Below are 22,321 nucleotides of genomic sequence, written 5' to 3'. Positions count from 1 at the left end.
CGCGCTTGAAGGGCGCACCATGGCGTTGGTGAACAGTTCCGCCGTCTGCACCACCTCTACCAACATCGCGCTGATCACTCCCTTGCCTCAATCGGCACTGCCGCAGGCCTTGTGCCACCGCCGACTGCCCGATTCGGACGACTCCCGGGCCACGACTCATCGGACAGCAAGGCCATTGACCGAAATCAAGCAACAGGATCCATAGACGTGGGCGGCTCGGGCCAAACAGGCTCGCTTGGTGCTCCGCAGGACGGCGCAGTGGTTGCACTCATGTGGCCCCCCAGCACTCGCGGCTGCGGGCCTGAACCTGGTGGCACGGGCTTCATGGTGACCTGGTGGGCGCCACCGCGATCAGGGCGAACAGCACCGACGTACTGAGAGGGATGCCGTCACGGCAGCGGGCCCCCGCTCTCCGCTTCGTCGGTTACGACGGGCAGATCCGAGGGCAGCCCCCATTCGCTCCAGGATCCGTCGTACACGGACAGCTCGCGATACCCGGCCAGTTCGGCGCCGAGGGCCAGGATGCAGGCGGTGACGCCCGACCCGCAGCTGAAGACCATCTTCTCCCGGCCCCCGGAGAGGTCGGAGAAGGCGGCACGCAGCTCCGGCGCGGGGCGCATCCGGCCCCCGTGCTGGGTCTCCCCGAAGGGCAGGTTCAACGCGTTGGGCATGTGGCCGCCGCGCAGCCCCGGGCGGGGTTCGGGGGCCGCGCCGGAGAACCGTTCCCGGGAGCGGGCGTCGAAGACGGCCGAGGCCGGGTCGGCCAGGGCCGCCACCACCTCGCCGCTCCCGACGACCAGCCCCGCGCGTGGCCGTGCGGTGAAGTCGCCGCGCGGCCAGGCGGCCACGAGATCGCCGCCCTCCAGCGGCTGCCCGGCCGCGGCCCAGGCGGGCAGGCCACCGTCGAGCACCGCGGCGCGGTCGAAGCCCATCGCCCGCAGCATCCACCACGCCCGGGCGCTGGAATAGATTCCCGCGGCGTCGTAGACGACGACGGTGTCGGCGTCGTCGACGCCGAGGGAGCGCATCTCCTCCGTGAATTGGCCGGCTCCGGGCATGGTGTGGGGCAGCGGGCTGGAATGGTCGGACAGCGCCCCGTCGATGTCGAAGGGCCGTGCCCCCGGGATCCTTACCCAAGCTCTTCGAGCAGGGGATACCCCATGCGCCGCGCCGCGGTGCGCGCCCACGGAGGCGTCGAGGACCACCAGCCCCGGCGCACCCAGCCGGGGCGCGAGCCAGTCATTGCCGACCAGCGGGCCGGAGAACGGGCCGGAGAGCGGGCTGATCGGGACGAGCGGGTTCTGTGCGCTCAATGTGTGCCGCCCATGGACTCGGTGGAACGCCGTCTGGCCTGCCCGGAGAACCAGGCCGCCACCTTGTCCATATTGGCGGCCACGTCGTCCTCCGTGTCCCCGGCGACGATATAACCGGCCAGGAAAAGGCCGGACTTGATGCGTCCGTGGAACTCCTGGCCGGCCGCCGGAACACGGTCGCCGTGGCGGCGGACCTGGCCGCCTCCAACGGAGACGCGGGCTCGGGCCGCTCGCAGTCTGAAGCGCGACGGCTGACGCCGACGGTTAGCATCCGGACAAAGTCCGCAATTGCGATATAAGGGATCGCGGTATTCGACCTGCATGGAGGCTCCACCGTGCGTAGACCCAAGACGGTCACCCTCATGTGCCTGCAACTGCTCTTGGGCGCTTCGCCGGCGGGCTGCGCCTTCACGGAGGCCGAGAGCGCGGCGAAGTCATGTCCGTCCGGCCAGATCTCTCAAGGTGGCACGTGCATTCCGGCCGACACCGCCGACTTCACCAAGAAGCAGGTCGAAGACTCCCTGAAGACGTACAAACTCAATGCAGCCATGGCAGGGGTGTGGGTCGACGGCAAAAGAATTTCGACCGTCGCTTCAGGAGAGTCGATGACGGGCGTCCCTGTTTCGACGGACATGCATTTCCGGATCGGGTCGGTTGCGATTCCCTATTTGACGACCGAATTGCTCAAGCTCGTCGACGAGGGCAAGGTCGAGCTTGACGACAAGATTTCCCGGTGGCGCCCCGACCTTCCGCACGCGGACGAGATCACTATGAAGATGCTGGCCTCTGCCACCTCCGGATACTCGGACTACGTCCGGGATCCTAAGTTCTTGGCCGAACTCTACAAGAATCCGTTCAGTCAATGGTCGGCGGAAGAACGGGTGAAGATCTCCGTTTCCAAGCCCCTTGTGAAACCCCCGGGAGCGGGTTTTGTCTATTCGCACGCCAATTGGGTGATCCTGGGTGACATCATCTCGAAGGTGGAGAAGAAGCCCCTGGCGGAAGTGATGCGGAATGAAATCTTGAAGCCCCTCGGCCTGACCCAGACCGAAAACCCGTCCACAGCCGAGATCGCCTACCCGGTGCTCCATGCCTTCGACAACGAACGGGGCGTATTCGAGGACTCCACCTACTGGAATCCGTCATGGACGCTGGCACCGGGAGCAATCATGACGGGAACATTGGAGGATCTGGGGAAGTCCGTGACGGCGTTGGGCGAAGGGAAGCTGCTGACGCCCGAGTCGTACAAGGAACAGATCACACCCGTCTCCAAGGTGTCGCCGACGGCCTCCTTCGCCCTTGGGGTGTTCGTACAGAAGACCTGGCTCCTGCAGAATCCGTCATTCGCCGGCTGTCAGGCAACGGTCGCCTATCTGCCTTCCAAGAAGATCGCGATCGCGAGGGTCGCGACACAGGGCACCGGCAACAACGCCGACGACAATTCCAGCACCGCGGTCTTGATCTCGATCGCCAACCATATGGCTCCGGACACTCCTTTGAGCGGCGGCTGAGGGGACTCCCCGGGGCGGCTCCCTCCGGCCGTCGTGAGGTCTGCGTCGGCGAGGCGAAGGGGCCAGTTCACATGCATACACTGCTTTTGTGACGCGCCGACGACGAAGGCCCCGACTGGCGACGGTCGGGGCCTTTCATCCGGTGGAAAATGCGCACCATCCCCGCAGAAGTGAGCCGGGGCAAGTGGTGGGCGGATCCTTGTGCCCTCTATCGGGCCGTTCCGAAGTCCTGCGTCCAGTAATTGCCGGGCTGCGCGAGGCCGATGCCGATCTCCTTGAACGCACAGTTGAGGATGTTGCGCTTGTGGCCGGGGCTGCCCATCCAGCCGGCCATGACGCTCTCGGGTGTGGTGTAGCCGTAGGCGACGTTCTCGCCGTAGGTGCTCCAGTTGTAACCCGCACGCGTGATCCGGTCGCCCGGAGACGATCCGTCGGAGCCCGTGTGGGACATGTTCCGATGGGATGCCATGTCCTTGCTGTGGTCCTGAGCGGCCTTTGTCAGCTTCGCGTTCAAGGCCAGCGGAGAGCATCCGACCTTGCTGCGCTCGCTGTTGACGAGCTTCAACACGCTGGCCGCAGCCCCGGATGCCGGGGCGGTGGTCTTCGGGGCGCTTGGAGACGCGGTGGTCTTCGGTGCGCTTGGGGGCGTAGTGGTCTTCGGTGCGCTTGGGGGCGTAGTGGTTTTCGGGGCGCTTGGAGACGCAGCGGGCGTCTGCGAGGCTCCCGCAGTCGGCTTCTGGCCCCAGTGGCCACCCGTCCACCGCTGCTCGGAGTTCGCACTCTTCCAGTGGCCGTGGGACTGGCGGCCCGGGTTCTCCTGAGTGTCCAGGCAGGCCATGGCGGCAGAGGGCACAGCCACGGCTCCCACGGCGACGGCAGCGATGGTTATCTGCCGGTAGTACGTCTTCCTGCGATGCTTCCTCATGCGTGACCTCGCTCGATAATCGCGGAGCGCCTCCGGTATCGCCGACTCAGCGCAGATCCTGCGCCTGAGCTGCGGAGACGCCTTGCGGCCGCCATTCTTAGAAGCGGAGTCAGGTCAGGGCAATGAGCGGCAGTACTATCTCGGTTCGTAGTACCGGACGGCTCTTGAAACGGGCGCACAGGCGTGCTGGTCCGGCTTCTGGACTTCCGGAAAATTCTGTTGCTCCGTCAGAAGTCCTTGCTCGCTCGATGAACGGGCGAAAGGGCTGAGCGGGCCGAATGGTGCCAAACCCTGCGCCGGGCATGTCTGCACCAAGACGGACAAATATCACTATGTCGCCAAGGCGCCATCTACTATTCAGCGACCCAAGTGCCAAAAGTCCATGTGGCCGATGTCACTGGGCGATGGACGTGCCACGTCACCCTGGACCTCTACGGGATCACCGCGCCGCGCGTGAGGAGCCGGCGGCGCCGCGCCGTGAGGCCAGGCACCCCGCTCCGTCACAAAATCCTGCTGGATCACCCGGCCGTCGCCGAGGCCGCCGTCATCGCGATCCCCGACCCGGTTGCCGGCGCCGCCACGTGGTCCCCCGCCCGGGAGCGCTCCGCGCCCGCGGCGGCGCAGAGAACGACGGCGGAAGCGTCGACCTGGTCCTCGCCCAACGCGAGGCGGTAGCCGGTGGGGGTGCTGCGATCACGTCGGCACCGAGGCGGGCCCGGGCGCGCGAGACAGGGATCTGCAGCGCCTTGGTCGGGTTCTCCGGTTGCTCGTCCGGCCAGAGCCCGTCCACCAGGAGTGCGGTGCTGCACCCTGTGCGCAGCTCGCCCGCGAGGAGGGTGAGCAGGCCGCGCAGCCCGGGCGCGGTGATCTCATGGTCGCGGTAGGAGACCCGCGACAGCAGCGTCAGCTCGGTGGTCATCAGAGAAGGTTGGCCAGCTGTCCGCCGGCGAGGGTCGGTACCAGCAGTCGGCCTCGGGCTGTTCTCTGCGTCACCGGGGCGGGGTGCGGTTTGGTCTGACGTTCCTTGAAACTTCCTTTTCCTTGAACTTCTGTAGCTCCCCCGGCAAATCGAAGACGTGGAGGTCCGGAAGCTTTAGGAATCTGCCTATCCCTGCACTGTTTTGGCTTTTCTGGCAGGGACATGACGGCACGCTTGAGCCGCCTCGTGAGATCCCACGGGGTGCACGGCCCCCACCCATGGAGGTCACGCATGCGTCGTCGTTTCGCCTCACCCCTCGCTGCCGCCGTTCTGTCGGTGCCCATCTCCCTGATCCCGGCCGCGTCCGCCTCGGCGGCCCCCGCGGACAAGCCCCAGGTCCTCAGCTCCTGGACCCGGACGAGCGCCTCCAGCTACAACGCCTGGAACGCCGCCCGTCAGAACCAGGGCACCTGGGCCGCGTACGGCTTCGACTGGTCGACGGACTACTGCAGCTCCTCGCCCGACAACCCGTTCGGCTTCCCCTTCCGAACTGCCTGCGCCCGCCACGACTTCGGCTACCGCAACCACAAGGCGGCCGGCATCTTCTCCGCCAACAAGGCCCGCATCGACTCAGCGTTCTACGAGGATCTCAAGCGCGTCTGCGCCAACTACTCGGGCGCTACCAGGACGGCTTGCAACGGCACGGCCTGGACGTACTACCACGCGGTCGACATCTTCGGCATCTCGGCGGCCGAGGCAGGCGCCAAGAAGCTGGAGCAGGCCGCCTGATGCACCCTCTCTCCGATGCCTGACGGCTGATGCCGACAGCTGATGTCTGAGTAGCTGTTGTCGTTCCGATCTTGAGGGGTGTGCGTCGAACGGGAGTCTCGATCGGGTGGTTGCTGCCGACTGCGGGCATGAAGACAGGGCCTCTTGGTAGCTCGGGGTTGCGAAGCCAACCGAGATCCAGGAGACCCTGTTGCCGCAGTTGTACGTGCTGGAGCCGGTGGAGTTCAACTCGGTTGCACCGTCGTGTGATTGTGTCGCTCACCGGTTCGGGAATGCGGCCGATCACCCGGAACGTGTTCGGCGCTATCCCTCGGACATGACGGACGCGGAGTGGGCCGTGGTCCGGCCGCTGCTGCCGGTGCCGGGCTGGTTGCGCGGCCGGGGAGGGCAGCCGGAGGCGTACTGCCACCGGGCGATACTCGATGCGATCCGCTACCTGGTCGACAATGGCATCAAGTGGCGGGCGATGCCGGCGGACTTCCCGCCGTGGGACCGGGTCTACGCGTTCTTCCGCCGCTGGCGCGACCACCTGCTGGTCAAGGAGTTCCACGACCGGCTGCGCGCCAAGGTCCGCGAGAAGCTGTGCCGCGACGTGGAGCCGACGGCCGGTGTGATCGACTCGCAGTCCGTCAAGGCGGACGCCGTCGTCGGCTCCGACAGCCGTGGCTTCGACGGCGGCAAGCTGATCAATGGCCGCAAGCGGCACGTCGTGGTCGACACGCTCGGCCTGCTGCTGGGCGTGATGGTCACCGCCGCGGATGTCGGCGACCGCACCGCCGCCCACGTGCTTCTGCGGCAAGTCGCCGCCACACACCACCAGTTGGAGCTGGTCTGGGCCGACGGCGGCTACACCGGCAGCCTCGTCGCCTACTGCCTCACCGTGCTCGCCCTGGTCCTGGCGATCGTCAAACGCAGCGACGACATGCGCGGCTTCGTGGTCCTGCCCAAGCGGTGGATCGTCGAGCGCCTCTTCGCCCACCTGATGCGCACCCGCCGCCTGGCACGCGACTACGAGCGCCGCACCACCAGCGCCGAAGCGATGATCTACTGGTCGATGATCCTGCTCATGACCCGCCGCCTGGCCCGGCCACACCCTGCGCGAGCGTGAACCGGCCCGGCCCGGCGCGGGCTCGGCCAGCCAGCCGCGCGCGACCAGACGTTTCGCCTTCGACCGCAGTGCCTCCACCCGCGCCGGCACCACGTCCATGCCGAACACCGCGGCCATCTCCTGGCAGGTCAGCGGCCCTTGATGGAGCCGGGACCGGTCCGCGAGCACTTCCAGGATGCGCTGGTAATCCACCGACAGCACCGACCAGGCCAGCCCCTCACGCCACACCGGCACCTGCGACTTCGACTTCGCCGCGGTCGGCGCTGACGATGCCTCCTCGGCCTGTCCCATGGCCGGCGCTGTCCCATCGGCCTGGGCGTGGCCTTGCCCGGGCTCCTCCACGGGGGCCAGCACCTCGCCGACCCGCGAGCGGGCGATGGTCCACTCCCGCCATTCCAGCTCGGCCACGGCCAACTCGGCCTGGATGCGGTCGGCCTCCTCCCGCAGCCCATCCACGCGACGGCGGGCGGCGACCTCGCGCTGTTCCAGCAGCCCCACCACCGACGGCATCCACAACCTCCACCGGAGCGACGACACGACACGCCACCACTCCCACGGGAACGCCCGCCCCATGCCCGACCAGCGGAAACGCAGTCCTCAAGTTCGGAAAGACAACAGCTTCTGACATCTGACAGCTGATGTCGGACAACTGATGCTGCGTCACCGAGTCCCTGAGGCAGAGTGCCTCGTACTTTCTGCTCTGTCACTGGTGCCACGGCTCCCATCGTCGACCTCGTACCCACGGCGGAACGCGCGGCCCGTCGGCGGTCCTGTTCGAGATCGTCTGCGGTACACAACCAGGTCACCGGGGCTGCGACAAGAGCTTGAGCACCGGGCAAATCAACCGCATTCCGCCGCCCGCCGAAGGCCCCCCAGGCCCTGCGCGAGGAAGTCGGTGTTGTCGGCCCACTGGTCGACGCTCCTGCAGAGCGGCAGGGCGTGCAGCTCCGGATCGCTGATCGCCTCTGCCAGTGCCCGGGCGAAGCGCTCGCGCTCCGGATGCGCCAGTGGTCTGGGTGGGGCGCGCGGAGGGCGCCCGTGCATCATTGCGCGCACCGACGCTCTTCGGCTCAACTTGGGAACTGACGGCACGTTTCAGACGTCCGAATGATCACGGGCAAGGAGTGAAGGGGGAACCGGCGGCCCTGGGGTGACGCGGTCGAGGAGTCGACGCCTGCGTGGCAGGTGTGGGAGCACGCCTGGGACTTCGGCAAGGGCGTCATCGTCGACGGAGTCTGGGGCACCATCAAGGGCTTGGGCACCCTGGTCGGCTTCAGCGGCTGGGACGCCGCGGGCCAGGCGTGGGTCGGTCTGGGCAAGCTCGCCACCGGTCTGTTGATCACCTCGATCCCGGGTGCGAACGCGGCGTTCTGGATGGCCGACGACAAGGACATGCCCGCCTGGCTGCGGGACTCGCGTACGGCGATGAAGGAGACGGGCAAGGCGCTGGTGGCCTGGGACCAGTGGGGCGAGAACCCCGCCCGGGCGGTCGGCGCGGTCACCTTCAACGTGGTGACGACCGTCTTCACCGGCGGCGCCGGAGGCGCGGCGGCCGGCGCGGGCAAGGCGGGCGCGGCGGCCAAGGCCCTGTCCTTCGCGGGCAAGGCGGGCCGGGCGATCGACCCGACGACGTACATCTTCAAGGGCGCCGGTGCGGGCCTGTCGAAGATCGGCGATGTGATGGCCGGCCTCAAGGGCATGGGGAAGATCGAGATTCCGGCATTTCCCGAGGGTGCGATCACGCTGCCGGAGGGCTCGTTCAAGATGCCCGACGGCACGCTCCACCTGCCCGAGGGCGCGGCGATCCCCAAGGGCGCGTTCGAGGTCCCGAAGGGCACGGTCCAACTGCCCGAGGGCGCGGCGATCCCCAAGGGCGCGGTCGACCTCGGCGACGGCATGGTCAAGATGCCCGACGGCACACCGCCCCCGGCCGGTTCGATGCCGGTACCCGAGGGCGCGGTCAAGGTCCCCGAGGGCACGACCGCCCTGCCCGAAGGCACGGCCAAGGTGACCGACTTGGACGGCAACACCGTCTACGTCGACGGCAAGGGCAACCTCCTCAAGGAGGACGGCACCCTCCAGCAGCACCACTCCGCGGCCACCAAGGAGCCGGGCGGCCAGGGAGCCGACCCTGCCAACCCGACCGCCGGCGCGGACAACCCCCGCGTGCCGAACCCGACCCGCGAACCGGCCCTGGTCGGCGCGGGCGCGGCCCACGTCGGAGACAACGCGGGCGGTGTCACCCGCCTCGGCGACAGCTTGGTCGACAACCTGGGCGATGTGGGGCGGTTGGGCGACGACGCACCGGGCGGCGGAGCGGTCGACCACACGCCGGGCGGCGGCGTGGGCGACAACCTGCCAACGGGCCAGGTTGGCAACAACCTCCCGGGCGGCACGGCGGGCGACAACCTGCCGACCAACGAGCTGGACAACGCGGCGGGCGGCGCGGGCCGGACCGGCGACAACACCCCCGGTGCAGGAAGCACTCCGCCCGGCGGCAACCTCGGCGACAACACCGTCCCGGGCGGCCGCTCGGAGACTCCGGGCGCGGGCGGCGGCGGCCGCGACCTCCCGACCGGGGCGGTCGACGAAGGTCTCCCGGCGCGCCCCGAGACGCCGGGCGGGGGTGGCTTGGACGAACTGGGCCGCACTGGCAACGACGCGGCGGGCGACGCGGCCCGCGCCGGCGACGACGCGACTTCCCCGGGTGATGGCGCATCCACGCCGCCCCGGGTGATCGAGCGTCCCAGCTTCATGCGCGACGGCGACAACCCGTACGGTCCGCGCGGTTCGCTCACGGACGAGCAGATCGCGGAGATCCAGGTCTACCGGGCCAACCACGAGCCCGGGTACTTCGAGGATTTCTACAAGAAAAACGGCAACCGGAAGAAGCTGGAACTTGTCGACGAGAGCGGGTTCACGCCTCCCCAGCTGACCAGGGCATCCGAGAATCATCCGTGGGTCACGGTCAAGGAAGGTCCCGAGCCCATCAAGCCCGACTACATCGGTGGCTGGGACAAGAGGGGAACGGGCGATGTAACGAGCCCTGAAAGGCTCAAGACGTTGGACGAGGCAGCGCTGAAACGTCACCTTGCCATCCGCCACGACCAGCTCATGGACGCGTGGAAGAAAGAGACCACGGAGGCACACGACCTCCTGGACACAGTGGACTCGGCAGCGCACCGGGGGGAGAGCGTGGGAGCCTACAAGGAGTCCCACAGCGTCATGCGTGATGCAGCCGAGGACTTTGGCGAAGCTGCTGCCGAACACCACTACATTGCCGAACGTCATCCGGGGGCAGTGAGGGAGACGCTTGATGGCCCTGCGAACGGAAATGACCAGTTCGACCAGGTCTGGCGACGTAAAGACGGTGGTTATGTCGTCATCGAGGCGAAGAGCAGCGTCGGTACGGAACTGGGTGCCCGTAACCTTCCGAACGGAAAGCGCGTCTCGCAGGGGACCAGGGAATACTTCCTGGACATCATCGCGGAAATGAGGAAGCGAGGAGAAAGCAATACCGATGAACTTCTCCTTGCGGACGAATTGGATGCCGCCCTTGACGCAGGAAAGCTGGAATACGTAGTCGTCAAGGGTGAGAAGAACGCCGGCACGTATGCTGGCTACCACATGAGGCAGTTCGACATTGCTGAACGGAGCACACCGTGACCATCACTGTTCCTAGGCATGGTGCGCCAGGGCTCAACTCCGCGCGCTGGGCTGGAGCTCTCGGTGAGAGCTTGGCCAAGTCCATCGTTCGCCTCGAAACGTCGCCGACCATGATCGACTCTGCGTTCCGCACTGCTCTGCTGCATGTGGAGGCGCGTTGCACGGTGGATCCGAGGGCGGCGGAGTTGGAGACCTGGGAGGCGGTAGTCTCCGCGATGCAGTTGGGGTCGGCGTTGTTCGCCGTGACGGGTGCGACCGAGGGCACCGTGGAGTGCCGGATCAATCGTGAGACGCGCACCCTTCCCGCCATCGGTCCGCGTTCGTACGCCGATGCGGGGAACTGGTTGACGGCGTTCTGGTTGGCGATCGTCTGCCGTGACCAGAAGCGGATGACGCAGCTGTGCGAGATCCCGCTGGACCGTCTGCGGTCCCCCGAGGGGCAGTACGACGAGTACATCTACCACTGGGTCGATGTGCTGCAGACGTACTGGCTGCGGCGGCCGGGGCTGGTGGACAAGCTCATCGCCGCGATCGAGGCGTCGGATCCCGAAGTGGTCTCGGCCGCTCCTCGGGATCTGCTGCAGGGCGTGCTCTATCCGCCGATCAACCTCTTCCACCGTTTCGTGCGGAAGGACGAGGGGGGCTTCAACCAGGCACTGGTGGAGGCGCTGGAGTTGCACAAGGCGTACTGGACCGCTGATGAGGACAGGGCCAAGGACCCCGACGGGCGTATCGCACTCGGCCCTCTTGCCGTCGCCTGCCTGGCCTACGACGGGGAGATCCCGATCGAGGTCGAGTCCGAGTACCTGCCCAAGCACCTCCTCCAGCGTGGCTGGCTGGGCGAGTTCCCCACCTGAGCCTTCTGTGACGATGACGAGCATTCCCCGCCACGACTTCCGCACGGACAGCGCTGCCGAAGACATGGAACCGATCACCAAGAGCGCCAAGGACGTGCTCAACGAGCTAGAGACTTCGGAGTTCGATCGCTTCGATGCCCTGGACTACACGCTGACTACAGCGCAGTGGCACTGCTTGACGGACCCCACAGCGGAGAATTTCCCGACCTGGGAGGCGTGGGTCACGGCCATGCAGGTCGGCTCCGCACTGTTCGCCGCGGGCACGGCGGCCGACGGGCCTGTGCCGTGTCGTATCGGGGCTGACGACGAGGTGAAGAACCTGCCCGCGACGGACCTCAGGACTACCTGCACGCGGGAAATTGGCTCACCGCCTATTACCTGGCGGCGATCTGCCGTGAGAACGACCGTGTCAACCAGCTGGCTCAGGTACCCGTCTCATTCCTCCGCGAGTCCGGCGCGGAGTTCGACGAGTACATCTACGCGTGGGTGGAGGCCCTGCAGAACGCCTGGTTCGGCCGGCCGGAGACTTGGGACAGCCTGGTCACCGCGGTCAGCGGCACCAACCCCGAGACCACACAGGTCGCCAGCAAAGAGCTGATGCTGAAGATCCTCTATCCGCCCCTCGAGCTCTTCCACCGCTACCAGCGCCAGGAAGCCGAGCAGTTCAACGCGGCGCTGGTCGACGCTCTCACCTGGCACAAGGAGTACTGGACCGCCAATGAGGCACGTTCCCTGAGCGGCGAGGGCCTGGTTGCCCTCGGTCCGCTCGCCATCGCCTGCATGGCCTACGACGCCGACATGCCGATCGAGGTCGAGTCCGAGTACCTACCTAAGCACCTCCTTCAGCGCAGCTGGGTGGGCGAGTACGACACGTGAGCCACCGGAAGCGCTACGGACGACGCTGGACACAAGTCAGCATGAGGAGCCTTCCGTGACCGGCACTGTTGCCCGGCACGGTGCGCCAGGGCCCAACGCCGAGCCGTTCGCGGAGCGGCTGAGCGAGCACCTGGTCAAGGGCATCGACGGTCTCGTGGAGTCGGCGGACGTCATCGACTCCACGTTCGGCACCGCTCTCCTGACGCTGCGTGCCCGTTGCGTCGTCGACCCACGAGCGGCGGCGGTGGAGACGTGGGAGGCGGCGGTCAATGCGATGCAGCTGGGCTCGGCGCTGTTCGCCGTGACGGGTGTGAGCGAGGGTTCCGTCGAGTGCCGCATCAATCGGAAGCTGCGGACCATACCGGCGGTCGGCCCACTGTCGACTGCCGACGCGGGGAACTGGCTGACGGCGTTCTGGCTGGCTGTCGTCTGCCGTGACCAGACGCGGATGACGCAGCTGTGTGAGATCCCGCTGGAGCGGCTGCGGTCGCCGGAGGGGCAGTACGACGAGTACGTCTATCACTGGGCGGATGTGCTGCAGACGTACTGGTTGCAGCGGCCCGGGCTGGTGGACAAGCTCATCGCCGCGATCGAGGCGTCGGATCCCGCGGTGGTGCGGGTCGCTCCGCGGGACCTGCTGCAGGGTGTGCTCTATCCGCCGATCAATCTCTTCTACCACTTCGTGCGCAAGGACGAGGAGGGCTTCAGCCCGGCTCTGGTGGAGGCGTTGAAGCTGCACAAGGCGTACTGGACCCTGGACGAGGACCGGGAGGCGGACATCGACGGCAGTATCGCCCTGGGCCCGCTGGCCACCGCCTGCCTGGCCTACGACGGGGAGATCCCGATCGAGGTCGAGTCCGAGTACCTGCCCAAGCACCTCCTACAGCGCGGTTGGCTCGGCGAGTTCCCGACCTGATCCGCGGCCTCGACCGCTGCCGTAGCAGCACCTGAGTTCTTCCACTCCCGAGGGCGAGATCACGCTGCCGGAGGGCTCGTTCAAGATGCCCGACGGCACGCTGCACCTGCCTGACGGCGCTGAGATCCCCAAGGGCGCGGTCGACCTCGGCGACGGCATGGTGAAGCTCCCCGAGGGAACCCCGGCCCCGGCCGGTTCGATGCCCCTCATGGACGCCGGTAGTTGGACCACTGCCTTCTGGCTGGCTGTCGTCTGCCGTGACAAGGAGCGCATGACTGCGCTGGCACGCCGCTTCCGGTCCCGGCTTCAACGTCTACGCCTGTACCGAGTGCGCTCCGCTATTCCCGAAGCCGCCCGACGCCCTTGACCTGCTCGCATGTGCGCGGCACGGGGCGGGGTGATCGGCCGAATGCCGAAGGAGCCCGGCGGAATTGCGCTGGACAGACGCAGCGGGCCTGATCGATAGTGCGCCGCATGGCTTCTCGTGTACGACACCTCACCATCGACTGCTCCGACGCCTACCGCTTGGGGCAGTTCTGGGCAGCTGTTCTGGATGGCTCGCTCGCTGATGACGACTTCCCTGGAGATCCCGAGGCGTTGGTCACGGCGCCGGGCTCGGCACTGCTGTTCGTGACGGTGCCGGATGCCAAGACCTTGAAGAACCGGCTGCATGTGGATCTGCAGCCACAGGACCGGTCGCGGGATGAGGAGGTGGAGCGCATCCTCGCCCTGGGCGCCACCGTTGTCGGCGATCACCGCAGGGCCGACAGGACCGGCTGGGTGACCCTGGCCGATCCCGAGGGCAACGAGTTCTGCGTCGAGCGCAGCGCCGCAGAGCGGACGCAGTGACCGTGAGTCGAGTCAACTGGCACTGAGGGCCAGCTTGTTCTGATGTCTAAGGATGCGCGCGCCAGACCCTGCGCCTCCACATGATCCGCCCGGCAGGGGCTCAGCGCCTCCCGTCGGCCGCATCGCGCCAGGACAACTGCCAGGCCAGTGCGAACAGTTAACGACGTCGCCGCACTGCCACTGGCCGCCCTCATGGCGCAGGCGTAAGGAAGCAGCCATCGTACGCAGCGTGTTCGATGCGGTCTCGTTCCGAAGCCGGACCACGCGTAGCGTGCGCGAAGTGCCGTATTGGAATGCGAATGTCAGGGAGGCTCTGGTGCGAGACCAGTCCCGCTTGGTGATAGACCCGACCGGCCGCGACATACACGGAGAAGCGACCCGATTACGCGAGATGGGACCGGTGGCGCGCGTCGAACTCCCCGGTGGGGTCGAGGCGTGGGCAGTCAGCAGCCCCGAACTGCTGAAGGAGCTGCTCACCGATCCGCGGGTATCCAAGGACCCGCGCCGGCACTGGCCGGCCTGGATCCACGGGGAGATCTCTCCGGAGTGGCCACTGTTCACCTGGGTCGCGGTGCAGAACATGTTCACCGCGTACGGGGGCGAGCACAAGCGGCTGCGGACCCTGGTCACCAAGGCGTTCACCGCGCGCCGGACCGCCGCTCTGCGGCCGCGCATCGAGGAGATCACCACGGATCTGCTGGACCGCATCGCCGAGGCCGGGGAGCGGAACAACGTGGTGGATCTGCGGGAGGAGTTCGCCTATCCCCTGCCGATTCAGGTGATCAGCGAGCTGTTCGGCCTTCCCGAGGAGAAGGGTGAGGAGCTGCGGTCCATCGTCGACAGCATCTTCCACACCTCCGCCGATCCGGAAGAGGTCACTGCCACCTACACCCGGATCTACGCCGCCATGGGTGAACTCGTCGCCGCCAAGCGCCAGGCGCCCGCCGACGACATGACCAGCGGCCTCATCGCCGCACGCGACGACGAGGGCGACACCCGGCTGAGCGAGCAGGAGCTGCTCGACACCCTGGTGCTGATGATCAGCGCCGGTCATGAGACCACGGTCAATCTCATCGACAACGCCATCCACGCACTGCTCACCCACCCGGAACAGCTCGCGCATGTACGGGCGGGCCGCGCCTCGTGGGACGACGTGATCGAGGAGACGCTGCGGTCGGACGCGCCGGTCGCCAGCCTGCCACTGCGGTACGCCGTGGAGGACATCGCACTGGACGGGACGATCATCCGCAAGGGCGAGGCGATCCTGGCCGCGTACGCCGCCGCTGGACGCAATCCCGAGCGGTACGGGAAGGATGCCGACCGCTTCGATGTCACCCGGGCCGACAAGGAGCACTTGGCCTTCGGCTACGGCGTGCACTACTGCCTCGGGGCGCCGCTGGGCCGCATGGAGGCCCGTATCGCCCTGCCGGCGCTCTTCGAGCGGTTCCCCGGCCTCGCCCTTGCCGTGCCGCCGGAGGAGTTGGGGCCTGTGGACTCCTTCATCTCCAACGGACACCGCGCCCTGCCCGTACGCCTCTCCTGATCACCCCCGGCACCAGGGCCGCAGCGAGGACCACACGCGTTGCGGCCTCTGCCTCGGGGCATAAGGAGCGGGTGATCGGAATCGAACCCGCGCTCTGAGCTTGGGAATCACCGGCAGGTAAGCCCGCGCACCGCTTCTGGGGCGGCCCCCCATGAGCGGAATGCGCCGACAGGGGCGAGAGTGGCAATGTCGGACCCCTGCGGATCGGAGGCTCCCATGAGCGGCCGGGATACGCAGAGCCTGCACTGTCTCGTGACAGGCGCGACGGGCTACATCGGAGGCCGGCTGGTGCCTGAATTGCTGGATGCCGGGCACCGCGTACGGTGCGTGGCCCGGTCTCCGGACAAGCTGCGCGATCACCCCTGGGCAGGACGCGCCGAGGTGGTACGCGGGGATGTGACCGATCCGGAATCGGTCGGCGACGCCCTGCGCGGTATCGACGTGGCCTATTACCTCGTACACGCCCTGCGGGCCGGAGACGACTTCGAGGAAACCGACCGGAAGGCCGCCCGGGCCTTCGCCGAGCGGGCCCGCGCCGCGGGCGTACGGCGCATCGTCTACCTGGGCGGACTGACCCCGGCCGGCGTGCCGGAACGCGCACTGTCACCCCATCTGCGGTCCCGCTCCGAGGTCGGCGAGACCTTCCTACGCTCGCCGGTACCGGCGACCGTGCTCCGTGCTGCGGTCATCATCGGCTCCGGTTCCGCGTCCTTCGAGATGCTGCGCTACCTCACCGAGCGGCTGCCGGTCATGGTCACCCCGAGGTGGGTCGGCACCCGCATCCAGCCGATCGCCGTCCGGGACGTGCTGCGGTATCTGGTGGGCAGTGCGGACATGCCCGACGAGGTGAACCGCGCGTTCGACATCGGCGGGCCCGACGTCGTGACCTACGAGCAGATGATGCGGCGGTACGCGGTGGTGGCCGGCCTGCCGCGCCGTTTCATCGTGCGCGTACCGATGCTGACCCCCCGCCTCTCCAGTCTGTGGATCGGTCTGGTCACGCCCGTTCCCCCCTCCCTCGCCCGGCCGCTGGCCGAGTCGCTGCGCCACGAGGTCGTCTGCCGCGAGCACGACATCGCGCAGTACGTACCCGATCCGCCCGGTGCGCCGATCGGCTTCGACCAGGCCCTCAACCTGGCCATTCAGCGCGTACGCGACGCTCAGGTCACCACCCGCTGGTCCTCCGCAGCGCTGCCCGCAGCTCCGAGCGATCCTCTGCCCACGGACCCCGACTGGGCCGGCGGCAGCCTCTACGTCGACCGGCGCGCGCTCGCCGTCGACGCCTCACCGAAGGCACTGTGGCAGGTCATCGAGGGGATCGGCGGTGACAACGGCTGGTACTCCTTCCCGCTCGCCTGGGCGGTACGAGGCTGGCTCGACCGGCTGGTCGGAGGCGTCGGACTCCGCCGTGGCCGCCGGGACGCCGCACGGCTGCGGGTGGGGGACTCGCTGGACTTCTGGCGCGTGGAGGAGATCGAACCGGGCCGGCTGCTGCGGTTGCGTGCCGAGATGCGCCTGCCGGGGCTCGCCTGGCTGGAGATGTACGCCGACCGGGACGAGAAAGGCCGGGCCTGCTACCGGCAGCGGGCGCTGTTCCACCCGCACGGTCTGCTCGGGCATGTCTACTGGTGGAGCGTGTCGCCCTTCCATGCGGTCGTGTTCGGCGGTATGGCCCGCAACATCGCGCAGGCCGCACTGCAGAGGGACATCGCCCAAGACGCCCGCGGCGCGAATCCGGGCTGACGTCGTGCATCCGAGCGCAGCACCCTCCGGGAAGTCCCGGACGACACAGCAGCCCCGGGCCGCCGGCCTGGGGCTTTTGCGTGGAGTGGGTGTCACGAACTCTCGGTGAAGCGGACGGACCAGGCGTAGCCGCTCAAGCCGTCGTGCGGGACCCGCCGGACTTCTCTGACCTGGCAACCGTCGTGGGCATACTTGCGGGCGAACCGGTCGAGGCGCTGCGCGTCGGTGAGATCCTCCATGGACAGTGGTGCTCCGACGACGAGGTCTTCGTGCAGGACTGTGTCCGGCGCGGCTCCGTCCGAGCAGGCCGGGCATTGATGCGTTTTGGGTAGGGCCATACGACCAGTGTCCTCCCAACCTGGATGGCCCGCGTTCACGACGCGGATGGCTGCACTACAGAGCCCCCGGCCCGGACCTGGTGCGCAACGTTTGAACCGGTCCAGCACCTGGGTGCGCCGTCGGCGAGTGACCGCGTCGGCCAGGCGGTGTCCACCAGCGGGGACCGGCCACAGCCGCCGGCCGGCCGGTTGCTCCACGTCCGGCTCGGTGCCGAGCACGTCGGCGCTGGTGGCAGCCACCTGGACTCCGTCGACGGCCGCATGGAAGGCCAGCCGGAGACCGGAAGCGGTGCCCTGCCCCCCGAGCGGCCCGTCGAGTCCGGCCAGGAGATGGAAGCCCCAGGCAGGAGGGGAAACCGACCTCGCCCCGTGGAGGCCGGTCTCGCCGCTCGGACAAGGGACACCCGTAGCTGGCCGAAAGCCGAGCCATCGCTCCATCCGAGCCGGGTAGGGATGGGCGTGCGCGGCGCAAGTTTCGGTACTTCTTGTCGAAGTGAGGCGAACGTGACCCGGGTGCTATTGGTGCACGACATATGGTTGATGCGATCGGCTCTTACAGCGCTGTTGGAACATGCGGACGGCATCGAGGCGACAGCCGCCTGTTGGGAGAAGGCACCGAGCCAGGCTCGCTTGTTACGGCCTGACCTCTGTGTTGTGGACGCGGACTGTCCGGGGGCCTCGCGATTACCGGCCAATCCCACCGGGCAGAAATGCGAGCTGCTCGTCCTGGCCACCTCGTGCAGGCCCGGTGTTCTGCGGCGTGCCGCCCAGGCCAAGGCTCTGGGCTTCGTGAACAAGGACGCGTCGCCAACCCTGTTGCTGAACGCGATCAGGCTTGTGGCAGCGGGGAAGCGGTACGTCGACGCCTCGCTCGCCCCGGACCTTGTCCAGGCGGCCGACATGTCACTGACTCCCCGTGAATTGAGCGTGCTGGCACTCGCTTCGGACGGCGCTTCCGTCCCTGAGACCGCCAGTACTCTGCAACTGAGCAAGGGGACTGTGCGGAACTACATGTCCGCAATCATCCGCAAGACCAACGCCCGTAACTGGACTGACGTCGTCCGTATTTCGCACGGGGCGGGTTGGGTGTAGACGGGGCGGGCCGTCTCAGATCCTCTCGGCGTGCCAGCGTCCCACCAGGTCACGGTAGAGCGACGAGTGGTCGAGCAGCTCCTGATGACTCCCACAGGTGGCGTTGAGGCCGTCGAGCACCAGGATCCGGTCGGCGCGCCGAGCCGAACTGATCCGGTGGGCAACCACGATCAGCGTCCCGGGCCGCAGGGCGAAGGCCCGTTCGGCCCGGGCTTCGGCCGCCGGATCGAGGTGGCAGGTGGCCTCGTCCAGGATGACGAGCGGCGCGGGAGAGAGATGCGCCCGGCCGAGCGCGATGAGCTGCCTTTCGCCGTGCGACAGGGCCGCGGGATCGACATGCGCGTCGAACCCGCCGAGCTTGCGCACCAGGGGGCCGAGGCCGACCGCTTCCGACGAGGCGTCCACCGCCGACCGCGAAGCTCCGTCCGGGCACAGGTAGAGCAGGTTCTCGTACAGGCTGCCGGTGAAGACGTAGGCCTGCTGAGGGATGAGCACGCGCAGCCGGGAGGGGTCGGCTCCACGGCCGGCTTGCGTGTGCGCCGGCCGGTCGTGGAGCCGTACCTCGCCCTTGTCCGGTTCGAGCAGGCCGGCCAGCAGGCAGGTCAGCGTGGACTTGCCGATGCCGCTGGGCCCCACCACGGTGAGGTGCTCGCCGGGCTCGATCGTCAGGTTGAGGCCACGCAGCACGGGTTGCGCCGCCGGACCGTAGGCGAACGTCACCGCACGCAGTTCGACCCGCGGTGCGCCGGGGCGTCCCGGTGCCGGCGCCGGCCGTTCGGGGTTGCCCGCGGGTACCGGGACGGTCGGGCGGGGGTCCGGCCCGGGGGCCAGCCGGCTGAGGACCACGAGCAGCCTGGTGCCGGCCGCGCCAAGCGCGTTCATCAGGTTGTGCAGAGCGGGCAGCAGGGCCTGGGTCAGATACGTCAGCGCGCCGAGCAGGGCGCCCGCCGTGACGCCCTGACGCAGCAGCCATGGTGCGGCGACCAGGAGCAGGACCACCGGAAGGTGTCCGGCTATGCCGAGTGCCAGGGAGCGGGCACTCGCCCACCGGGCGAGGGACCGTGCCGACTTGGCTTCCTGCTCGATCAGCGCGTGCGTTTGCGCCGCGATGGGTGCCCCTGCGCCGCAGGCCACCACGTCGCGCAGTCCCTGAGCCATCGAGCCGAACTGTGCCGACAGCGCCTCGTCGGCACAGAGGAAGTCGCGTTGTCGGGCGGCCATCGGCGCCAGCGTGGCCAGAAAAAGCAGCAGTCCCGTCAGCAGCGGTGGCGCCACGACGACCAGCAGTGCGGGAGCGAGCGCCGCAAGCCCGAAAAGCGCCCCGACTGAGGTGAAGACGAAGGACCGGGCCACGAGCACCAGCCCCGCGAAGCTGTCCCGTGCAATCTCCGTCTGGTTGGTCAGCCGGGAGACCACCGCGCTGTCGGCGGCGTGCGCCGGTTCGGCCAACGCCTGGTCCAGCGACCGGGTCACCACCCGGCGTACCAGGCCGTCCCGCAGCGGTTCGACGAGGTCGGCCAGCCCTCGGAAGACACCGCCGGTGGCCAGGCCCCCTATGACGATGGCCAGCGCGGCCACCGTCAGCCACGCCAGGCCGGTGCCGGTGCGGCCGGCGAGAAAGCCGCGGTCGAGCGCCATCGCCACGGCGTAACCGCCGAGGAAGGTGTGGGCCGATTCCAGCAGGGACCAGCCACTGAGCTTCAGCAGCACGCGTTTGCGGCGTCCGAGGAAGCGCACGGCCTGCGGCAGGAGCCGTGAGCCCGTCATCGTCATCAACTCCCGCCCGTGTCCTGGCCGGTGTCTGCGAACACGGCCCGGTAGTCGGGCTCTTCCCACAGGCGTTCGTGCGGGCCCACCCTGCGGATGCGGCCGTCCTCGACCCATGCGACCAGGTCGGCACGCGCCGCCGAGGAGACGCGGTGGGCGATCAGCAGCCGGGTACCCGTCCGGACGTCGTGTACGAGTGCCCGGCCGACGTGGAGTTCGGTGACGCTGTCGAGGCTGGAGGTGGCGTCGTCGAGGATCAGCAATCGGCCGGCGTGGGCGAAGGCCCGTGCCAGCCCGAGGCGTTGCAGTTCTCCGCCCGACAGGGGGGCGTCGGCGAGCGGCGCCGAGTACCCGCCGGGCAGGAGCCGGACGAAGGTGTCGGCCCCCGCCGCCCGAGCCGCGGCCCCGATCTCGCAGACGGTGGGCTCGTACGGTCCGAATCCGATGGCCGCGCCGACCGTTTCGCCGAACAGGACCGGCCGTTCGAAGGCGTACCCGACCTCCCGGCGCAGCTCCGACGGATCCGTCTCGGTCAGCGGTACGCCGTCCAGTAGCACCACCCCCGCGTCGGGGTCGGCCAGCCGTCCGGCGACGGCGGCGAGAGTGGACTTGCCCGCGCCGGAGCGCCCGACGACGGCCATCGTCGTGCCCCCTGGCACGACCAGATCGACCCCCCGCAGCACGGGAGCGCCGCCGCGGCTCAGGGTGACCGCCCGCAGCTCGACGCGCCCAGGACCGCCGGCGGGCAGTGGACGCGTCCCGTGGCGTACGGCGGGAAGGGCGAGCAGTTCGGCGATGCGGCGGGCCGCGGCGCCGCTGCGCAGAAGGGAGTTGAGCTGTCCGACCACCGCGCCCAGGCCGGCGGCGAGGGCCGCATAGCGGGCGGCTGCCAGCAAGTCGCCCACGGACAGGCTTCCACCGACCAGCCGCATCCCGCCGACGGCGAGGACCACCGTGGTCAGCAGGGGCACCAGAATCCCGCTGCCGACCGATGCGCGTCCGTAGACCTGCCACATGCGCCGCCCCTGCGCGCCCAGTTCGGGAAGCGGCGCCAGCACGCGGGCGAGTTCACGCTCGGCGGTCCCCGCGGCGGCGACGGTACGGGCGCCGCCGAGGGCCTCGAGGAGGCGGCCGGCGACGTCCGCCTGCACGCGCTGGTACTGGGAGATGCTGTCGGACGACCCGCGGGCGAAGGCCCGTAGCAACAGGGCCAGCAGGGGGATCCCCGCGAGGAAGACAACGGCCAGCCAGAGGTCGATGAGCGCCAGGGAGACCAGAGCGCCGGCCGGGACGAGAAGCGAAGCCAGGCCGATGGCCGCCGTGGAGGGCGCGGTGCCCGTCTCTGCGGCGTTGCCGGTCAGCCGGGTCACCAGGTCGCCCGGGGTGAAGCGGCCGGCGGCACGGTGCGGCGCGAGGGACAGAAGGTGGTCGGCTCCGCAGCGGCGCAGCCAGGCGGTACTGCGGGCGCTGGTCGCGCCGCCGACCAGGGCCTCCAGGGCGTCGAAGAGAACCTCGGCGGCGACCAGCACGGCGCACAGCACGACGGCTAGCTCCACGCCCGCGGCTTCTTCCCCCGCGGCTTCTTCGAGCAGCAGGTCGAGCGTGTGCCCGAGCGCGGCAGGCAGGGCGACGGCCGCGGCGGCAGATGCGGTGCTGAACAGGAAGAGGGCGAGTGTGCGGCTCGCACTGTGCCGCACCGCACCGGCCAGGATGCCTGAAGCACGGGCGAGGGGTACGGGTTCCGCGGCGTTGCGGGACGGGGCGTTCCGGGGCGTCGGGGCCATGGGGGGTGCAGTCCTCGCCTCCGTCGGAGAGATGCGGGGCAGGCGCACCGCGGTCCCGGGCGAAGTTGTCAGCCCGGGACCGCGGCGCCGGTGTCACCACAGGGCCGAAGCCCTGTGGCCACCCGTGGGTCAGTTACAGGTGGTGACACTCAGGCTGCTGTCGCCGCAGAGCAGCAGGCTCGCGCGGCTGCCGCCGCCGGTCCCGATCTCGCCGGTGACCTCGGACTTGGGGGTTTCCATCGTCTGCAGGTCGAGAAGTGCCATGGTGGTGTTCCTCTCCTTCATGGGGACGGATCTTGCTCAGGTCCCCCCGAGTGGGGGGACC

Annotated in this window: 20 protein-coding genes and 2 pseudogenes; 12 read left to right on the top strand and 10 right to left on the bottom strand. The window is 68.6% G+C overall.

All coding sequences use genetic code 11. From position 1 onward, the window contains the following. Positions 1–389: 389 nt before the first annotated feature. Both QFZ67_RS18335 and QFZ67_RS18330 read right to left on the bottom strand, forming a co-directional pair. Positions 390–1,313, bottom strand: a complete 924-nt coding sequence (locus QFZ67_RS18335) for a sulfurtransferase (protein ID WP_307662165.1) — start codon at positions 1,311–1,313, stop codon at positions 390–392. Then, complete coding sequence (locus tag QFZ67_RS18330) at positions 1,310–1,636, bottom strand: hypothetical protein (RefSeq protein ID WP_307662164.1); 327 nt, start codon at positions 1,634–1,636, stop codon at positions 1,310–1,312. The genes QFZ67_RS18335 and QFZ67_RS18330 overlap by 4 nt, the downstream gene beginning before the upstream one ends. 12 nt (positions 1,637–1,648) lie before the next feature. On the opposite strand from QFZ67_RS18330, the gene QFZ67_RS18325 reads away from it, so the two are divergent. Continuing rightward, positions 1,649–2,824, top strand: coding sequence for a serine hydrolase (locus QFZ67_RS18325; protein ID WP_307662163.1), 1,176 nt, complete (start codon positions 1,649–1,651; stop codon positions 2,822–2,824). Between the two features lie 208 nt (positions 2,825–3,032). Here QFZ67_RS18325 and QFZ67_RS18320 read toward each other — a convergent pair whose 3' ends face one another. Continuing rightward, on the bottom strand, positions 3,033–3,749 hold the full coding sequence (locus QFZ67_RS18320) for a CAP domain-containing protein (protein WP_307662162.1): 717 nt from the start codon (positions 3,747–3,749) through the stop codon (positions 3,033–3,035). 530 nt (positions 3,750–4,279) lie between these two features. After that, a pseudogene (locus tag QFZ67_RS18315) lies at positions 4,280–4,668 on the bottom strand (AfsR/SARP family transcriptional regulator); the annotation flags it as partial. A 291-nt stretch (positions 4,669–4,959) separates the two neighbouring features. Between QFZ67_RS18315 and QFZ67_RS18310 the strand changes: the two are divergent. Together QFZ67_RS18310 and QFZ67_RS18305 are read left to right on the top strand one after the other, a co-directional pair. After that, positions 4,960–5,457: a phospholipase gene (locus QFZ67_RS18310; protein WP_307662161.1), complete on the top strand. Its 498-nt coding sequence runs from the start codon at positions 4,960–4,962 to the stop codon at positions 5,455–5,457. 316 nt (positions 5,458–5,773) lie between these two features. Then, complete coding sequence (locus QFZ67_RS18305; protein WP_307662160.1) at positions 5,774–6,565, top strand: IS5 family transposase; 792 nt, start codon at positions 5,774–5,776, stop codon at positions 6,563–6,565. On the opposite strand, the pseudogene QFZ67_RS18300 reads toward QFZ67_RS18305, so the two are convergent. Further along, a pseudogene (locus QFZ67_RS18300) lies at positions 6,522–7,075 on the bottom strand (hypothetical protein). The gene QFZ67_RS18305 and the pseudogene QFZ67_RS18300 overlap by 44 nt on opposite strands. Positions 7,076–7,405: 330 nt before the next feature. Beyond that, positions 7,406–7,612: a hypothetical protein gene (locus QFZ67_RS18295; protein ID WP_307662159.1), complete on the bottom strand. Its 207-nt coding sequence runs from the start codon at positions 7,610–7,612 to the stop codon at positions 7,406–7,408. Between the two features lie 138 nt (positions 7,613–7,750). Here QFZ67_RS18295 and QFZ67_RS18290 point away from each other — a divergent pair, with 138 nt between their 5' ends. The 8 genes from QFZ67_RS18290 (at position 7,751) to QFZ67_RS18255 (ending at position 17,015) form a co-directional block, all read left to right on the top strand. Then, positions 7,751–10,231 (top strand): hypothetical protein, encoded by a 2,481-nt coding sequence (locus QFZ67_RS18290; RefSeq protein WP_307662158.1) that lies wholly within the window; start codon positions 7,751–7,753, stop codon positions 10,229–10,231. Then, on the top strand, positions 10,228–11,088 hold the full coding sequence (locus QFZ67_RS18285) for an immunity 49 family protein (protein WP_307662157.1): 861 nt from the start codon (positions 10,228–10,230) through the stop codon (positions 11,086–11,088). The genes QFZ67_RS18290 and QFZ67_RS18285 overlap by 4 nt, the downstream gene beginning before the upstream one ends. Before the next feature lie 345 nt (positions 11,089–11,433). Then, the gene (locus tag QFZ67_RS18280) at positions 11,434–11,964 is read left to right on the top strand and encodes an immunity 49 family protein (RefSeq protein WP_307665883.1); all 531 of its coding nucleotides are present in this window, start codon (positions 11,434–11,436) and stop codon (positions 11,962–11,964) included. 55 nt (positions 11,965–12,019) lie between these two features. Next, positions 12,020–12,880 carry an immunity 49 family protein gene (locus QFZ67_RS18275; protein ID WP_307662156.1) on the top strand — a complete coding sequence of 287 codons (861 nt, stop codon included), beginning with the start codon at positions 12,020–12,022 and terminating at the stop codon, positions 12,878–12,880. 85 nt (positions 12,881–12,965) lie between these two features. Further along, positions 12,966–13,247 (top strand): Imm49 family immunity protein, encoded by a 282-nt coding sequence (locus QFZ67_RS18270; RefSeq protein WP_307662155.1) that lies wholly within the window; start codon positions 12,966–12,968, stop codon positions 13,245–13,247. A gap of 107 nt (positions 13,248–13,354) precedes the next feature. Further along, entirely contained in the window at positions 13,355–13,729 is a 375-nt protein-coding gene (locus QFZ67_RS18265) for a VOC family protein (protein WP_307662154.1), read from the top strand. Between the two features lie 391 nt (positions 13,730–14,120). Continuing rightward, entirely contained in the window at positions 14,121–15,272 is a 1,152-nt protein-coding gene (locus QFZ67_RS18260) for a cytochrome P450 (RefSeq protein WP_373430230.1), read from the top strand. 216 nt (positions 15,273–15,488) lie between these two features. After that, positions 15,489–17,015: an SDR family oxidoreductase gene (locus QFZ67_RS18255; RefSeq protein WP_307662152.1), complete on the top strand. Its 1,527-nt coding sequence runs from the start codon at positions 15,489–15,491 to the stop codon at positions 17,013–17,015. A gap of 92 nt (positions 17,016–17,107) precedes the next feature. On the opposite strand, the gene QFZ67_RS18250 is transcribed toward QFZ67_RS18255, so the two are convergent. Beyond that, complete coding sequence (locus QFZ67_RS18250) at positions 17,108–17,353, bottom strand: hypothetical protein (protein ID WP_307662151.1); 246 nt, start codon at positions 17,351–17,353, stop codon at positions 17,108–17,110. A 654-nt stretch (positions 17,354–18,007) separates the two neighbouring features. Between QFZ67_RS18250 and QFZ67_RS18245 the strand changes: the two genes are divergently transcribed. Beyond that, positions 18,008–18,445, top strand: coding sequence for a response regulator transcription factor (locus QFZ67_RS18245; protein ID WP_307662150.1), 438 nt, complete (start codon positions 18,008–18,010; stop codon positions 18,443–18,445). A gap of 15 nt (positions 18,446–18,460) precedes the next feature. Here QFZ67_RS18245 and QFZ67_RS18240 read toward each other — a convergent pair whose 3' ends face one another. The 3 genes from QFZ67_RS18240 to QFZ67_RS18230 form a co-directional block, all read right to left on the bottom strand. Next, positions 18,461–20,212 carry an ABC transporter ATP-binding protein gene (locus tag QFZ67_RS18240; RefSeq protein ID WP_307662149.1) on the bottom strand — a complete coding sequence of 584 codons (1,752 nt, stop codon included), beginning with the start codon at positions 20,210–20,212 and terminating at the stop codon, positions 18,461–18,463. Between the two features lie 5 nt (positions 20,213–20,217). After that, positions 20,218–21,996, bottom strand: a complete 1,779-nt coding sequence (locus QFZ67_RS18235) for an ABC transporter ATP-binding protein (protein ID WP_307662148.1) — start codon at positions 21,994–21,996, stop codon at positions 20,218–20,220. A 129-nt stretch (positions 21,997–22,125) separates the two neighbouring features. Then, entirely contained in the window at positions 22,126–22,260 is a 135-nt protein-coding gene (locus QFZ67_RS18230) for a SapB/AmfS family lanthipeptide (protein ID WP_307665882.1), read from the bottom strand. Between the last annotated feature and the right edge of the window lie 61 nt (positions 22,261–22,321).

This window comes from Streptomyces sp. V1I1, from assembly GCF_030817355.1.
Classification (GTDB): Bacteria; Actinomycetota; Actinomycetes; order Streptomycetales; family Streptomycetaceae; genus Streptomyces.
This window is presented reverse-complemented; position numbering and strand designations above follow the sequence as displayed.